Source organism: Devosia sp. FJ2-5-3 (assembly GCF_029201545.1).
Classification (GTDB): domain Bacteria; phylum Pseudomonadota; class Alphaproteobacteria; order Rhizobiales; family Devosiaceae; genus Devosia.
Genome location: NZ_CP104007.1, coordinates 1776261 through 1791565, shown reverse-complemented (window position 1 = coordinate 1791565; position 15305 = coordinate 1776261). Strand labels below are relative to the sequence as shown.

The following is a 15305-nucleotide window of genomic DNA, read 5'->3' as shown; positions in this document are numbered from 1 at the left end:
CCGTCTGTGACAGAGATTTTCCCTACTCGCGCCTGTGGCTCCAGGAGTCGGCGCGTCTGTCCGTCAACGCTAGAGGATGGCCCGGGATTTTCATGCTCTCAGCCAAACGCCTGATTGTCGCGGCCGCGCTGGCCTGTGCCGTATTCACCTCCATCGTGCCCGCTGCAATGGTGGCCGCCCAGGAGAGCACGGAGATCCCGCCGCTGCCGCGTCCCCGGCCGGACCGCGACGCCGCCCCGTCCGAAACGACCACGCCCGCCCTGCCGACGCCAGCCTCGGAGGCGGCCTCGGCCCTCGCCAACACGCCGCAACCGGTAACGCTGAGCGCACGGATTTCCCAGAACGGCCAGACGATCCCCGACGGCCTGGTCTGGCGCGTTTTCGAAGCCGTGCCGGACAGCACCGGGGAAATGCCCCTGGTCGCAAAATCCGACGAGGGCACCGCGCGGCTCGACCTGCCCCCGGGCGACTATGTCGTGCATGTTGCCTATGGCCGTGCCCAGCTCAGCGAACAGCTGACGATTTCGCCGGGCAACAATGAAAAGATGATCGACCTCGAGGCAGGAGCGCTCCGGCTCAATTCGGCCGTGACGGGGGATATTCCGATTCCCGCGACACAGCTCAAATTCGATATCTTCACTGCTGGCACCGAGGCCAATCGCGTCCTCATCGCCGAGGGCGTCCCGCCCAACGACATCGTTACGCTCAATGCAGGGACCTACCACATCGTGTCCTATTTCGGCTCGATCAATGCCGTGGTGCGAGCCGATCTGCGCGTCGAGGCTGGAGAACTGACCGACGCGACATTGTTCCATCAGGCCAGCGAAGTCTCGTTCAAGCTGGTTTCAGAAGCCGGCGGAGAGGCCATCGCCGACGTCGAATGGACGGTCAAGACGGCCGATGGCGTAACCGTGTTCAGCGACCGCGGCGCCTTCCCATCTACGGTTCTGGCCGAGGGCGACTACACCGTTCTCGCCAAGCAGGGCGAGCAGGTCTACAATCGCGATGTGGAAATCGTGCCGGGTGGCTCCCGCGAGATCGAAGTGCTGACCTCGGTCTATCAGGGCGGCTGACGCCCTTTCTGGGCAAAACACGCCAGGGGTCGCTTGTGCCGCGGCCTCTCGCATCCCATTTGCCTGTCATCTATTTGCCGGATAATCCTGGAAATCGAGAGATTCTGGCCATGCACCAGTCTGGCCGGTTGACCATAGGGAGCGAGATATGTCCTTGAGCGTGACCAAGAAGCGCAGCCTGGCAGCCCTTGCGGCTGCCTGCCTTGCCAGCGTTGCCCTGCCGGCGACGCCGGCCCTGGCCCAGAAGGTGAAAAACAAGACACCAGCCGCAGAGGCCAGTGCGTCGTCGGTAGACTATGTGGTCACCATTCCCAGCGTGGAGGCGGTCCAGTCCAGCATGGACGAAGCCACCATCACCGATATACTGAGCGGCAATCTCGCCGGTAACGCGGCTGCCCTGGCCGAGCTGGACGCAACCAGCATCACCATTCCCGAAATCACGGTGACGCTCGATGTCGAAGTCGATGGCGAGACCGAACGCGGCACGCTGACACTCAGCAATCTGGTGCTGGAAGATGTTTCGGATGGTGTTGCCACATCGATGCGCCTCAACGGGTCCAGTTTTGCGACGCCTGAAGGGAATGCCGACATGGGCACGATTTCGGCGGAAAACGTCAATCTCGCGGCCATTTTGGGCATTTACGGTCTGGTCGACGCCGGCGCTTCGCGCGAAATGCAGACGCTTTACACCGACTTCCTTGTGGGAGGCGGCTCGTTCTCCTCGGACGAATTCAGCTGTGATATCGGTGCGATCAGCGGTGGCGAAGTCCGCGGCCGTCCGTTCGAGACATCCTTTGTCGAGATCATCTCCATCGCCCAGAGCATGGAAGACAATCCGGAAGATATCAGCCCCGAGCTTCTCGGCAAGTTTGTGCGGATGTATGCCGACCTCCTGACTGCCTTCGAAAGCTCCGAATTCACATTCGACGGCCTCGATTGCGCCGGCACCACCGATGAAGGTGAGGCGCTGGCGATTTCGGTGGCCGGCATCACCATGGCGGGCATGTCGCCGGGCATCTATCCCCAGCTGTCCTTCGACGGGCTGAGCATCGTGGCCGATGACGGCACCATGGCGCTGGAGAATTTCACGCTCAAGCAGTTCGATCTCAGCAGTGTTATCGCCACTCTCGAGGCAGCTCCCGAACTGGTCGAGGAAAGCTGGTTCGAAGCCAATGGGCGCGGTCTCATCCCGGCCTTTGAAGGGTTCTCGTTCAGCGGCCTCTCGATGGATATCGAGGACCAGGACAATGAAGGCGAGCGCATCATTGCCGATGTCGCCGAATTCGACCTGAGCCTCGGTCAATATCTCAATGGCATCCCCTCCGCGCTCGACACCTGGGCACGGGGCCTCCGCGTCGACCTGCCGGAAGATTCCGAAGACGAGCAGGTCCAGCAATTGCTGGCGCTGGGGATCACGACGATCGATGCCGGCTTCCGCATCGCTGCGGCCTGGAACGCGGACACCAACACAATCGATGTCGAGGAAGTCTCGATGTCGGGCGTCGATCTGGCATCGGTCGCGCTCAAGGGAACCATTGCCAACGCCACCGAGGCCTTGTTCTCGCTCGACATGGATGAGGCGATGACGGCGGGCATGGGCATGGCAGTCAAGGCGCTCAGCGTCGACGTCGTCGATTCCGGCCTCTCGGACATTGTCCTCGCCGTGGTGAGCGCCGAGCAGAAGGTCGATCCGAAGACGCTGCGTCCCGTCTTTGCGGGGCTGGCCGAAGGCACCGTCGTCGGCATGATGGCGGGCGTCGCCGACGCCGCCAAGCTGGGGTCCGCGCTCAGCAGCTTCATCGCCGGAAAAGCCAAATCGCTCAACATCAGTGTCGAAGCCAAGGACGATCCCGGCCTTAGCCTCGAAGACTTCATGATGGCTGAAGACGACCCGACCACCCTGCTGGGCAAGGTCAATATCGACGCCTCGGCCAAGTGAGGCCTTGCGAGACCCAGTTGTTGAAGGGGGCGCCGAGGCGCCCTCTTTTTTTGGAGGTGGCGGTGCTTGTGGGTACCCCCTCCTAACCTCCCCCTGATAGGGGGAAGGATTGGGCTGGTGGTGTGGCGGAAACGAGAGCCACTATCTGCTCCTCCCCCTATCAGGGGGAGGTTGGGTGGGGGTGGCCCCGCCGACGACTTGGGTCAGCGGACCGCCTTTTTCAGCACGTCCATGGCCCAGCCGAGCAGGCTCGTTGCCTTTTCCGGTGTGCCGGCCTCGACATAGCAGCGCAGTTCGGGGGCGTTGCCGGAGGCGCGGAAGTGGACGGTTTCGCCGCTCGCGAGGTGGAATTGCAGCCCGTCGATGGCGTTCACGCCAGAAATGGCGTTTGGCCCGAAGATGGCGCTGGCGTAGGCCGGATCGATCTCGAGACGCGAAAGGAATTCGGCGCTGCGCTCGCTGGGAACCTCTTGCAGGCGATCCGCCACCGCAATCTGGAGCGGCAGGTTTCGGACCAGCTGGGCGATTGAAATCTGCTGCTGCTGCGCAAGGCCAAGGGCGGCGAGCAGTGGCAGGATGGCGTCGCGGGTAGGCAGTGGGCTGAGCTCGAAACCGGGGCCGACAAAAGTGCCGCCATTGGCTTCAAAACCGACCACCTTATCGCCCGCCGCTTCCATGCCTGCGACCACGAAGGGCGAGCCGACGCGGGTGCGGATAACGGCGGCAAAGAAGCCGGTGCGCTCGATGGCGGAATTTGAGGTGACGGGCGTCACGACCGTGCGGGCGCCGAGGAAGCGCGCCGCAAGCAGGCCCAGCGCATCGCCGCGCACGAAATTGCCTTCCCCGTCCATGAGAAGGGGCCGGTCGGCATCACCGTCGGCAGAGACGATGGCGTCGAGCTGGTGCTCGGTGATCCAGCCCTTGAGCGGGGCAAACACCGCGTCGGAAAAGGCCTCGGTATCGACCGGCACGAACAGATCGCTGCGGCCCAGCGAAACTGTTTCGGCGCCGAGGGCACGCAGCACCTGACCCAGAAGATCGCGCGAGACGGTGGAATGCTCGAAGACGCCGATGCGCAGCCCCTTGAGGGCATTTTCGGGAAGGAGCGCAACGCAGCGATTGAGATAGGCCGCTTGGGTGACGGCGAATTCGTCCTCGGCGGAGACGGCGTTTTCGGCAATATCGGCGTCGGATATCTGGGCGAGAATGCCTTGCTCGTCGGCCTTACTGATTTCGCCGTCGGGCGTATAGAATTTGAGGCCGTTCCGGTCGGCAGGGATGTGGCTGCCGGTGATCATCACCGCGGCCGCCCTGGTGTCCAGCGCGCGCAGGGCAAGGGCCGGCGTCGCCACCGCGCCGCAATCGATCGGGGTGAAGCCGGCAGCGGCAATGGCGGTGAGGCAGTCGCGCGCGATATCGGGGCTAGAGGAGCGCAGATCATAGCCGACGAGCACGCGTCCCGCCTGCATCTGCCCCGAGGCCTGGAGGTGGCGGAGGAAGGCGGCGACATAGCGGCGGGCCGGCTGGCCCCGCAGTTCGGTGACGAGGCCGCGGACGCCGCTGGTGCCGAATTTGAGACTCATGGTGTGGCCCTTCTGGAATGATCAGTCTTCGGTGCCCGGGGCGCCGCGCAGGCGCTTGACGCCGGAACGAATGGTCTTGCCCTCGAGCCGGCGCTTTTTTGAGGCGAGCGTCGGGCGCGTGGCAATGCGCGGCTTGGGCGGGTGTGCGCCCTCGCGCAGAAGCGCCACGAGCCGCGCCTGTGCCTCGGCCCGATTGAGCGGTTGGTCGCGATGGGAGTTCGACGTGATGACGATGACGCCATCCTTGGTCAGGCGGCTGCCGGCAAGCGCCGCGACGCGCCGCTTCATCGGCTCGGACAGACTGGGGGAATTGGCGAGATCGAAGCGCAGTTGCACCGCGCTTGCGACCTTGTTGACGTTCTGCCCGCCCGGCCCCGAGCCCCGGACGAATGTTTCTTCGATCTCGGAGGGATCGATGGAAACGAAGCGGGTGATCATGATTGGTTCGGCCATCAACACCCCCTCCTAACCTCCCCCTGAAAAAGGGGGAGGAACCGTTCGAGTTCCTGGCGCTGTCAGTGCACCTGTTCCGTCAGCGCTTCCAGCGTCCGGTGAAATAGACTTGCTCGTCGTGGATGATGCGGCCCTTTTCGGTCGTCCGGTATTTTCCGGGCTGGCCTTCGGCCTCTTCGACCCATTTCTTCTTGAGCATGCCGGCAAAAGTCTTTTCGCCGATATCCTTGAAGTCATCCGGGCCGAGAGCCTTGTCCTCTCCCATATGGAAGAGGGCCTTCATCTCGCGATTGGACGGACGCTGCGGCATCAGGCAGCCTCGGCCGTCTTCTTGAGGTCCGGCGGGGTGCCTTCGGCCATCAGCGCGACGATGGCTTCCATCGCCGGCATGACCTTCTGACCTTCAGTGCCGAGACGACGCACCGACACGGTGCCCTCTTCGGCTTCACGCTTGCCGATGACGAACATCAGCGGGACCTTCTGCACAGAGTGTTCGCGGACCTTGTAGTTGATCTTCTCGTTGCGCGTGTCGATCTCGGCACGGATACCGGCGGCGCGCATCTGGTCGACGAGCTTCTGCGCATAGCCATCGGCTTCCGAGACGATAGTGGCGACAACGACCTGGGTCGGGGCCAGCCACATCGGCATCTTGCCAGCGTGGTTCTCGATCAGGATGCCGATGAACCGCTCGAGCGAACCGAGGATCGCGCGGTGCAGCATGACGGCGTATTGGCGCGAACCGTCCTCGGCCACATAGGTGGCGTTGAGGCGCTCGGGCAGGACATAGTCGAGCTGCAGCGTGCCGACCTGCCAGGACCGGCCGATGGCGTCCTTGAGGTGGAATTCGAGTTTTGGCGCGTAGAAGGCGCCCTCGCCTTCGGCGATCTCGAAATCATAGCCAGTGGCACGGAGCGCGTCGCCCAGGGCCTTTTCGGCGGCATCCCAGCGCTCGATCGTGCCACCGAATTTTTCGGGGCGCGTGGCGAGCTTGATGACGACGTTTTCGAAGCCGAGATGGCCATAGACCGAATAGAGCAGATGCACGAAATGCTCGGTCTCGGACTGGATCTGGTCTTCGCGGCAGAAGATATGCGCGTCGTCCTGGGTCATCTGGCGCACGCGCATCAGGCCATGGAGCGCGCCATGGGCCTCGTTGCGGTGGCAGCAACCGAATTCGGCCATGCGCAGAGGCAGATCGCGGTAGGACTTGATACCCTGGTTGAAGATCTGCACGTGCGCCGGGCAGTTCATCGGCTTGAGCGCGAGAAGGTCGGCGCCCGACTCAAAGATCGGCGCGTCATCTTCCGTGTTCGGCACCTGGTCGGGCACCACGAACATGTTCTCGCGGTACTTGCCCCAGTGGCCGGACTGCTCCCAGAATTTGGCGTGCATCAGCTGCGGCGTCTTGACCTCGACATAGCCGGACGAGTTGAGGCGGCGGCGGATATAGGCTTCCATCTGGTTGTAGATGACGAAGCCGCGCGGATGCCAGAACACCGAGCCCTGCGCTTCCTCCTGGAAGTGGAAGAGATCGAGGTCGCGACCGATCTTGCGGTGGTCGCGCTTTTCGGCCTCTTCAACCATCGTCAGATAGGCTTCGAGCTCTTCCCTTGTCGCAAAGGCGGTGCCGTAGATGCGGGATAGCACTTCGCGATTGCTGTCGCCGCGCCAATAGGCACCGGCAACCTTGGTCAGCTTGAAGGCCTGACCGACATCCTTGACGGAGCGCATGTGCGGGCCGCGGCAGAGGTCGATCCACTGACCCTGCTTGTACATCTTGAGCGACTGGTCGGCCGGGATGGCGTCGACGAGCTCGACCTTGAACTCCTCGCCCTTGGCGCGGAAGAAGTCCTTGGCCTGGTCGCGCGTCCACACTTCCTTGGTGAAGGCAGCGCCGCGCTCGATGATCTCGCTCATCTTCTTTTCAATGACGCGCAGCTCATCCTCGGTGAAGGGGCCGGCCGGACGATAGAAATCGTAATAGAAGCCGTTTTCGATCACGGGACCGATGGTCACCTGCGTATCGGGCCAGAGCTCCTGCACGGCCTCGGCGAGAACGTGGGCGGCGTCATGGCGGATAAGCTCAAGCGCATCCTTGGAGCCTGAATCGCGCGTGACGAATTCGAGCTTGCCGTCGGCTTCGAGCGAGTCCGAGAGATCGGAGAGGACACCGTTCCAGCGCATGGCCACAGTCTTCTTGGCCAGGCTCTTGGAAATGCCATCAACGATGGCGGTGCCGGTAGTGCCACGCGGAAATTCGCGCACTGCACCATCGGGGAACGTCACCTTGATTGACATTTTTGATCTCCAGAAAAGGGTTGTCGCGCTTTCCGAATGGGCGCGAGGTGGACGGATTACCACGAATTGCCGGGATTTCCAGCCTTTACTTGCCAATCATGTCGGCAGTTCGGGGAACTGTGGCAAATCGTCATTGATCTCGTACCAGGGCGCCTTGGAGCCGACGAAGATGTGAAACGAAGGGCGGACCGAGGGCGGGTCGATCAGGGTGCCCATGGTGACATGGCCGTTTCCGTTGCCCGCAATGAAGGAATAGAGAAGCGATCCACACTTGCCGCAGTGGAAATCGCGGCTCCCCTCCGGATCGCCATAAAGCAGGAGATCGGCCTCGCCGGTGACGATGCGGATGCGGTCGAAGGGGATGGCGCCCATAGGCTTGAAGGCCGAACCGGTGGCTCGCCGGCAGTTTGAGCAATGGCAATAAAAGGCGGCCGTAAAGGCGTCTTCGACCTCGTAGCCTACCGCCCCGCAAAGACAACTTCCTCTCAGCATTTCTTGCTTACCTCCAGCGCCCATAGAGCCATGGATGATACCAACGGCCTGTTTCGGGCAATTCGATCGGCACCGGATCGTACCCATGGGTGCCACCGGGGCGACAGCGCCAAAACCGCGCCAGCCCCATCCAGCCGCCCGGCCAGAACCCGAAACGCCAGATGGAATCGCGGGTATATTCAGAGCAGGTCGGCAAGTGTCGGCAGGTTCGTCCGACAAAGGCTGAGAGGGTATAGCGGTAGAGCGTGATCAGGAAAATTGCGGCCAGCTTGAAGGGGAAATCGACCGCCTGCCAGAACGCTGCGATGATTCTCTTCATGAACCGGATGCACCAAGCGACTGACTCGATTCGAGTTTTCCCAGCGCCTCAACCACAGCGTCAAAGACGAGGAGCGTGGAGGTGTGACGCGCCGGAAAATCGCGCACGGGCTCGAGGTACCGCAAATCACGCCACTTGCCTTCCGGCGGCGCACCATCGGCCTTGAGCATGGCATGCATGGTATCGCGCAGGGCTCGGAAGTCTGCCACCGGCGTACCGACAATCTGTTCTGCAACGATGGCGGCGCTGGTCTGGCCCAGCGCACAGGCGGACAGATCATGGCCATAGGCGGTGATGACGCCATTTTCGACGACGACATCGACCTCGATCATCGAGCCGCAAACCCGGCTAACCTTGCGCGCGCTGGCATCTGGCGCGATGAGGCGACCCGGCTGTGGCGCATTGCCCGCCAGTTCGAGAATCCGGTCGGAATAGAGATCGCTCAGAGACATGATCGAAAAAAATCTGTTCCTTGTTCCTATCGTCCTAGACTTCTATATAGGGTGTCGCCAGCAGAGCGTCACGGAAATCAATCTGCTCGACTGGTCCAGATCGGTCCCGCCTGCGTAAAGAGTTTGGATCGCAACGCCCCTAGGAGCCTGCCAGATGGATGTCCGCGCCGAGCCATTTTCCGCTGTGCCCATGAGCGAGGAAGCTGCACGCCGTCCGACGCGCGAAGAGGCCGAAGCGGCCGTTCGCACGCTCATTGCCTGGGCGGGCGACGACCCGACCCGCGAAGGCCTGCTGGAGACCCCTGCCCGGGTCACCAAGGCCTATGGCGAGCTGTTCGGCGGCTATAAGCAGGACGCCAAGACGGTGCTGGCCAAGACTTTCAAGGAAGTCGGCGGCTATGACGACATCGTCTTCGTGCGCGACATTCCCTTCTATGCCCATTGCGAGCACCACATGGTGCCCTTCTACGGCAAGGCGCACATCGCCTATCTGCCGCATGACGGGGTAGTCGGGTTGTCCAAGCTGGCCCGCCTGGTCGACGTTTTTGCCCGGCGCCTCCAGACCCAGGAAACCATGACGGCGCAGATCATCGACGCCATCAACGATAGCCTCGGACCGCGCGGCGCCGCCGTCATGCTCGAAGCCGAACACATGTGCATGACCATGCGCGGGGTGAAGGCCCATGACGTGATGACCATCACGCACCGCTTTACCGGTGTGTTCGCCGAAGATCGGGTGGAGCAGGACCGCTTCTTCGCCATGATCAACCGGCGCTGACGCGCCAGTTTCTACTCACCAGAGCAGCTAAGATGGGTCGCTCTTAACGGCGGAGACGCCCATGCTCACAGCCTATGCTTCAGTCGACAAACTCCTCGTGCGCCGGGACTTCGCCGCGGACGATCTGCCCAATCTTGTCTGGGTCGATCTCCTCAATCCCACGCCTGAGGAGAACGGGGCCGTCGAGGCAGCTCTCAAGATCAGCGTACCCTCGCAGCACGACGTCGCCGAGATCGAGCTGTCCTCGCGCCTCTATCTCGAGGATGGCGGCGAATTCCTGACGGTGACGGCGCTCACCGACCTCGACACGGACGATCCCGGCAAGATGCCGGTGACCTTCATTCTCAAGGCAGGCGTGCTGGTGACCGTGCGCTGGTGCGAGCCCAGGCCCTTCAAGACCTACACGATGCGCGCCTCAAAGCTGAGGGACGTACCCTCTGGCAATGGCGAGGAAGTCATGGTCGGGCTGCTCGAAGCGCTCGTCGATCGCCTGGCCGACGCGTTGGAGCAGGTTGGGACGGAGATCGACACTATTTCCCGCGAGGCCTTCCGCAACAAGGCCCGCAAGGCGAACAAGAAAGCGCATGAACTGCAGGTGCTGATCGAACGCATCGGCCGCAAGGCGGAAGTGCTCAACCTGGTGCAGGAAAGCCTTGTGAGCATAGGCCGGGTCACGGCCTATCATACGGCCGCCGACGCGGGGGCCCGCAAGAGCGAGGCCAGCAAGGAGAGCCGGACCTGGCTCAAGGTAATCCAGCGTGACGCCACATCCCTGGTCGAGCATGCCCGGGGGCTGAACGGCCGGGTGAACTTCCTGCTCGATGCGACGCTGGGACTGATCAGCCTCGAGCAGAACCAGATCATCAAGATCTTCTCTGTCGCCGCCGTGGTGTTCCTGCCGCCGACCCTGGTGGCCTCTATCTATGGCATGAACTTTACCGTCATGCCCGAACTCGACTGGGTGCTGGGTTATCCCTTCGCCATCGGCCTGATGGTGCTGTTCGCAGTGCTTCCCTATCTGTTCTTCAAGCGCAAGGGCTGGCTCTGAAAGCCCGCGCACAGGAAAGACCCAGAATGACGATCATGTTCGCAGACCCGGCGGGACTGGACCACCAGGCACTCGAGGCAGGGGAAGTCTTCGCGCCCCGTTTCGACGACAAGGGGCTGATCACCGTGGTGACCATCGAGGCCGACAGCAATGACGTGCTGATGGTCGCCCACATGAACGCCGAGGCCCTGGCGCTGACGCTCGAGACAGGCATCGCGCACTATTGGTCGCGCTCGCGCCAGTCCTTGTGGAAGAAGGGCGAAACGTCGGGCGAATTGCAACAGGTGGTCGAGCTTCGCACCGACTGCGACCAGGATTGCCTCGTCATGAGCGTGCGACAGACCGGGCGCGGCGCGGCCTGCCATACCGGCCGCAAGAGCTGCTTTTACCGCCGCGTGACCCTGGAAGAGGGCAAGGCCGGCCTGCAAGACACCGGCCTGCCCCTGCTGTTCGATCCCAAGGCTGTTTACGGCCGCTAGGCCATTTGCCGGCGGGCGCGGCGCTCGAACAGGGCGACCAGGAAGAAGCCGGCGACAAAGCCGCCCAGATGCGCCTGCCAGGCAATGCCGAGGCTCGTTCCCATCAACAGCGGTGCCAATGGCACGGCGGCATTGAGCACCAGCCAGATCAGCGTGAAGAATCGCGAAGACGGATTGGCAAAAACCTCTCCGATGCTGGCGAGACGCCGTCCGAGGACGATTTTCTCTCCGGTTTCGGGATGGCGCGTGACCAGGAGCGGCTGGAAGATGAAGCGGATGGCCGCCCCCGTCAGTCCGGCGACACCACCGGACGCCCCGATCAGAAAAACGCCGTCGTAAAGCGAGGTCAGGGTGAAGGCGAGCGCCCCGGCGGCCGCCGAGAGCAGGAAGATCGCCAGCATGGGCCCTGCCCCGTAGCGGCGCGCCACGGGCGTGGCAAAAATGACCAGCCAGGCGACGTTGATGAGCAGATGGTCCCAGCCGCCGTGAAGGAAGGCATGGGAAAACGGCGTCCACAACAGCGGCACGAGGACGCTCGGATCCTGCTGTGCCAGAAGGATACGCAATGGCTGGTAGGCGAACCAGACGTAGAAATCCGCCAGACCCTGGGGGTTAAGCGCAATGGTTGACGCCAGGTGAACAGCGACCAGCACACCCACCAGAGCCGTAATCGAGCCAGGTAGAAGAAAGATCGGCTCGCGTACCGGAGAAGGCCTGTCCACGGGGCCTTGACCTGGTTCTGTCATCGGGTTGGTCCTTTCACGCCGGCACATTACCGCACTGTTTCGCCTTATCCACATTTGGGACACCGGCGTTAACCTTAATTAATGTTTAAGCGGGAAATCGGCCCGCCATTTTGCCATTCTGGGATTCGCGGCGCAGCGTTCCAAGGGGGAGCGCGTCGGCCGTCTATGCTTAGCGGGTCCTTACGATGCAGATGACGAGCACCACAACGCTCTATAACTACTGGAACTCGATTCGAGGGGCCCGGAGTGCTCCCGACCGCAAGGATATCGACCCTACCCGTATCCGCGAAGCGCTGGCGAATACTTTCATCCTCGAACTGGATGAAAGCGATAAATTCTCGTTCCGCCTGGCCGGGTCGCATCTGTGCACCTCCTATTGCCGGGAGCTCAAGGGACGCTCGTTTTCCGGGCTCTGGCACGACCGGGACAATGACGCGATGGAAACGCTTGTCCGCGCCGTGACCGAAGATCATGCCGTGGCGCTCGTCACCTTCCAGGGCTCGACGGCCCTGCACACCAAGGTGACCTTCGAAACCATCCTCATGCCGCTGCGCCATAACGGCTCGACCCATACGCGTATCCTGGGCGCCATGACGGCCATCGACGAGCCCTACTGGCTGGGCGTGCAGCCTGTCGTCGAGCAGCGCATCACCGGCCTGCGTCTGATTTGGCCGGATGACATGGCCGAGGAACAGGATCACTTCCGCGAGGCCGTCAGCCACGTCGTCAACGATGTCTCCTTCGCCCCCTCCGCGCCGTCCAATGGCATGCCCACTACCGTGTTCGGCCGCACAGCGCGCCGCTATGCGCATCTCGCCGTCATCGACGGCGGCCGCAACTGATCCGAAGGCTCGCCGGACCCACCGGACCCAGGCGAGCCGATACCATGCGTTAACCAAGACCGAATAGCCTGTCTTGCGGAACTTCCCCGAGACTGAAACCGGTTGCGCATGCTTAGTGACGATATTCCATCACCGCTCTTTGCGCCGTCCGCTCGTCCGCGAGCGGCGGAGGGCCGCTTTCAACGCGTGAAAGTGTCCATTCTCGGTCGCTACATGCTGGCGGACCGCAGAGAATTCCCCTGCCAGGTGCTGGAGATGTCCCCCGGCGACGCCGTGGTGATCGCACCGGTTGCCGGTGTCGATGGCGAACGCATCATCGCCTATCTCGATCATCTGGGGCGCATCGAGGGCACAATCCTCAAGCAGGTGGATGGCGGCTTCCGCATGGATATCGCCGCCTCGCCGCGCAAGCGCGACAAGATGGCCGCCCAACTCACCTGGCTGGCCAACAAGGATCTGCTCAACCTGCCCGAAGACCGGCGGCATGAGCGCGTGGTGCCGGACATCCGCCATTCCAGCGTCGTGCTGGACGATGGCCGCCGCTACAATTGCAAGATCATCGACATTTCGCTCTCCGGTGCGGCCATCGAACTCGATGTGCGCCCGGCCATGGGGACCCCGATCACCATCGGCCGCATGCGCGCCCGCGTCGTGCGCCATTTCCAGAACGGGGTGGCCGTCGAATTCGCCTCCGCCCAGGAAATGCTCAATGTGGTGCAGCAGAATCTGCGCATGCACTGAGCATCTCGATCCCAGAGTTTTGAGAGCCTCGGACGCCCAGCGTCCGGGGCTTTTTTCATGGCCGGCGGGGCATGGTAAACGTGCCCTTAGCGCACCGTATAAAACACGTATAAAAACTCCATGACAGTTTTTCTTCCGGGGCAAGTCGGCCCCCCTAGCGTGGTCTCCATCAGGGAGACTACCCAATGGCATTCAAATTCACCGGCCTTCTGGCCACAGCGATCGCAGGGCTCGGCCTCATGGCCAGCGCGCCGGCGGCGATGGCGATGGACTTCACCAATATCGCCTATGTCCAGGTTGCGAGCGGCAACACCTCTATTCCCGTCGGGCATCTCGAGTTCTGCCGCGCCCGCCCCGGCGAGTGCCAGAGCTACAACGAGATCGTGCCGGCCATGACGCTGTCGGATGCCAATTGGCAGCAGCTGGTTTCGGTCAACGCCCATTTCAACCAGACCATCATTCCGGCCACGGACAAGGACCTCTACCAGGTCGAGGAATTCTGGACCTACCCAACCAGCGGCTACGGCGATTGCGAAGACTATGCGCTCGCCAAGCGACGGGCCCTGATCGAGGCCGGCTGGCATCCCAGCACGCTGATGATCGCGGTCGTCCGCCAGCAGGATGGCAGCGGCCACGCGGTCTTGATCGCGCGCACCGATCGCGGCGATCTGGTGCTGGACAACCAGGAAAGCCTGATCCGCGTCTGGAACGAGACGCCCTACAAATTTCTCAAGCGCCAGTCCCAGGCCAGCGCCGGCCAGTGGGTGGACATGGTCGACGAGCGCAGCGTGGCGGTCGCCGCAACGCAATAAGAGTTTCCGGGCTCCGCCCCAACTACCCTGATAGGGGCCTGAAGAACGAAGCCGTCAGCGCTCGCCAATGCGCTGCCGGCTTTGTTGTTTTTAAAGGGCGGATACTGCGCCTAGAGCCGGACGGCCAGATAGACGCTCATGAAAAAGAGGCCGGTCACGAAAGCCCAGCCGAAGGCGACGACCGCGGAAATAAGGGCCGAACTCATCGAGATGGTCCCCCCGCTCTCCTGCCGCCACCCCATCTGCAGCATGATGTAGGGCCCGCAGATGACGCTCATCACCAGATGTCCGGCAGCGCCGAGAGCTGTCCGCCCGTCCATGCGCAGCATCGCCTCCTGGCGCGCCAGCCATTGATAGAGATGCGTGCCGGCACCGGCCACCGAGAGGCCAACGCACATGATAAAACCTGCCAGCAACAGTTCGCGCGTCATCCCCTGCCATCCCCGCGTGACGTCGACCCAACACGGATCGCGCATTTAACGATTTGGTAACCATATTGCCGCTCCTATGAACTGTCATCTCCCGGCAGCAAACTTGGTTAATTTACGGCCATGCCCGCATCGCCCCTGCCCGCCGCGTCAAATTCCGGCGCCGGCCACATCGCCTATAACCTCAGCGGCATCGCCATCATCGTGCTGATGATGGCGGTAGGGTTTGCCTATATGGTGGATATGGCAGGGCGCGATGGCACCGCCACCGATGCGGGAAGCGACGAGACTATTACCCAGACCATAGGCGGGCGCGATCTCGCGATCCCCGAAAGCTGGTTCCGATACGGCGAACAGATGCGCCCGGGCTTCGTCAATCAGGTCGATCTCGAGATGTCGGTCATCCTGCCCAGTCTCGATGCGCCGGTGCCGGTAACGGTAACGGTGACGCTGCTGCCACGCAGCCGCGCACGGGCCAGCAGCGTACTGCTCGACGCCGTCTATCTGCATCAGTTCGATGAGGGGATAGTGAGCGGCGTAGCCGGGCTGGTCGGCAAGCCGCTGAAATATGGCGCCGGCTATGTCGGAGAGACGGTCTGGTACGACGCCCTGTCGCCCAATCCGTTCGTCGCCAAATGTGCAGACCCGGTCGAGGCGGACAAGCCCAAGCGCTGCCTGCGTACGGTGCAGCTCGGCTCTGGTCTCGCCGCTATTTACGGGTTTGATGCCGCGGCCCTGCCGGGCTGGCGGGATTTTGATGCCGCCATGGCGCAGCGCCTCGAAACGATCGGGGCGCTCTGATAGCGCAGCGAGGCGGTGACG

18 protein-coding genes are annotated in these 15305 nt (G+C 62.6%); 9 read left to right on the top strand and 9 right to left on the bottom strand.

Annotation, left to right across the window (positions count from 1 at the left end):
• Positions 1–92: 92 nt before the first annotated feature.
• Together N0P34_RS08625 and N0P34_RS08620 are read left to right on the top strand one after the other, a co-directional pair.
• Complete coding sequence (locus N0P34_RS08625) at positions 93–1073, top strand: hypothetical protein (protein WP_275606609.1); 981 nt, start codon at positions 93–95, stop codon at positions 1071–1073.
• A 148-nt stretch (positions 1074–1221) separates the two neighbouring features.
• Positions 1222–3012, top strand: a complete 1791-nt coding sequence (locus tag N0P34_RS08620; RefSeq protein WP_275606608.1) for a hypothetical protein — start codon at positions 1222–1224, stop codon at positions 3010–3012.
• 203 nt (positions 3013–3215) lie between these two features.
• Here the strand turns inward: N0P34_RS08620 and N0P34_RS08615 are convergent, their stop codons facing one another.
• The 7 genes from N0P34_RS08615 to N0P34_RS08585 form a co-directional block, all read right to left on the bottom strand.
• On the bottom strand, positions 3216–4595 hold the full coding sequence (locus tag N0P34_RS08615; RefSeq protein WP_275606607.1) for a phosphomannomutase: 1380 nt from the start codon (positions 4593–4595) through the stop codon (positions 3216–3218).
• 21 nt (positions 4596–4616) lie between these two features.
• The gene (arfB, locus tag N0P34_RS08610; RefSeq protein ID WP_275606606.1) at positions 4617–5048 is read right to left on the bottom strand and encodes an alternative ribosome rescue aminoacyl-tRNA hydrolase ArfB; all 432 of its coding nucleotides are present in this window, start codon (positions 5046–5048) and stop codon (positions 4617–4619) included.
• A gap of 79 nt (positions 5049–5127) precedes the next feature.
• Entirely contained in the window at positions 5128–5358 is a 231-nt protein-coding gene (locus N0P34_RS08605) for a hypothetical protein (RefSeq protein WP_275606605.1), read from the bottom strand.
• A complete protein-coding gene (gene thrS, locus N0P34_RS08600; RefSeq protein ID WP_275606604.1) occupies positions 5358–7346 on the bottom strand; it encodes a threonine--tRNA ligase in 1989 nt (662 codons plus the stop codon). The genes N0P34_RS08605 and thrS overlap by 1 nt, the downstream gene beginning before the upstream one ends.
• Positions 7347–7442: 96 nt before the next feature.
• Positions 7443–7838 (bottom strand): GFA family protein, encoded by a 396-nt coding sequence (locus N0P34_RS08595; RefSeq protein ID WP_275606603.1) that lies wholly within the window; start codon positions 7836–7838, stop codon positions 7443–7445.
• 7 nt (positions 7839–7845) lie between these two features.
• The gene (yidD, locus tag N0P34_RS08590; protein ID WP_275606602.1) at positions 7846–8157 is read right to left on the bottom strand and encodes a membrane protein insertion efficiency factor YidD; all 312 of its coding nucleotides are present in this window, start codon (positions 8155–8157) and stop codon (positions 7846–7848) included.
• Positions 8154–8609, bottom strand: a complete 456-nt coding sequence (locus tag N0P34_RS08585) for an iron-sulfur cluster assembly scaffold protein (RefSeq protein ID WP_275606601.1) — start codon at positions 8607–8609, stop codon at positions 8154–8156. Before N0P34_RS08585 ends, yidD begins: the two co-directional genes overlap by 4 nt.
• Before the next feature lie 154 nt (positions 8610–8763).
• On the opposite strand from N0P34_RS08585, the gene folE reads away from it, so the two are divergent.
• From folE to hisI, 3 genes are all read left to right on the top strand, one after another.
• Complete coding sequence (folE, locus tag N0P34_RS08580) at positions 8764–9387, top strand: GTP cyclohydrolase I FolE (protein ID WP_275606600.1); 624 nt, start codon at positions 8764–8766, stop codon at positions 9385–9387.
• A 61-nt stretch (positions 9388–9448) separates the two neighbouring features.
• On the top strand, positions 9449–10435 hold the full coding sequence (gene corA / locus N0P34_RS08575) for a magnesium/cobalt transporter CorA (protein ID WP_275606599.1): 987 nt from the start codon (positions 9449–9451) through the stop codon (positions 10433–10435).
• Between the two features lie 26 nt (positions 10436–10461).
• Entirely contained in the window at positions 10462–10914 is a 453-nt protein-coding gene (gene hisI, locus N0P34_RS08570; RefSeq protein ID WP_275606598.1) for a phosphoribosyl-AMP cyclohydrolase, read from the top strand.
• Here the strand turns inward: hisI and N0P34_RS08565 are convergent.
• Positions 10911–11660 carry a rhomboid family intramembrane serine protease gene (locus tag N0P34_RS08565; RefSeq protein ID WP_275606597.1) on the bottom strand — a complete coding sequence of 250 codons (750 nt, stop codon included), beginning with the start codon at positions 11658–11660 and terminating at the stop codon, positions 10911–10913. The genes hisI and N0P34_RS08565 overlap by 4 nt on opposite strands.
• 191 nt (positions 11661–11851) lie before the next feature.
• Here N0P34_RS08565 and N0P34_RS08560 point away from each other — a divergent pair, with 191 nt between their 5' ends.
• From N0P34_RS08560 to N0P34_RS08550, 3 genes are all read left to right on the top strand, one after another.
• Positions 11852–12502 (top strand): PAS domain-containing protein, encoded by a 651-nt coding sequence (locus tag N0P34_RS08560; protein ID WP_275606596.1) that lies wholly within the window; start codon positions 11852–11854, stop codon positions 12500–12502.
• Positions 12503–12610: 108 nt separating this feature from the next.
• A complete protein-coding gene (locus tag N0P34_RS08555; protein WP_275606595.1) occupies positions 12611–13243 on the top strand; it encodes a PilZ domain-containing protein in 633 nt (210 codons plus the stop codon).
• Positions 13244–13428: 185 nt separating this feature from the next.
• Positions 13429–14055 carry a transglutaminase-like cysteine peptidase gene (locus N0P34_RS08550; protein ID WP_275606594.1) on the top strand — a complete coding sequence of 209 codons (627 nt, stop codon included), beginning with the start codon at positions 13429–13431 and terminating at the stop codon, positions 14053–14055.
• Between the two features lie 110 nt (positions 14056–14165).
• Here the strand turns inward: N0P34_RS08550 and N0P34_RS08545 are convergent, their stop codons facing one another.
• A complete protein-coding gene (locus tag N0P34_RS08545; RefSeq protein ID WP_275606593.1) occupies positions 14166–14486 on the bottom strand; it encodes a hypothetical protein in 321 nt (106 codons plus the stop codon).
• A gap of 120 nt (positions 14487–14606) precedes the next feature.
• Here N0P34_RS08545 and N0P34_RS08540 point away from each other — a divergent pair, with 120 nt between their 5' ends.
• Positions 14607–15284 (top strand): hypothetical protein, encoded by a 678-nt coding sequence (locus tag N0P34_RS08540; protein ID WP_275606592.1) that lies wholly within the window; start codon positions 14607–14609, stop codon positions 15282–15284.
• The last annotated feature ends 21 nt before the right edge of the window (positions 15285–15305 follow it).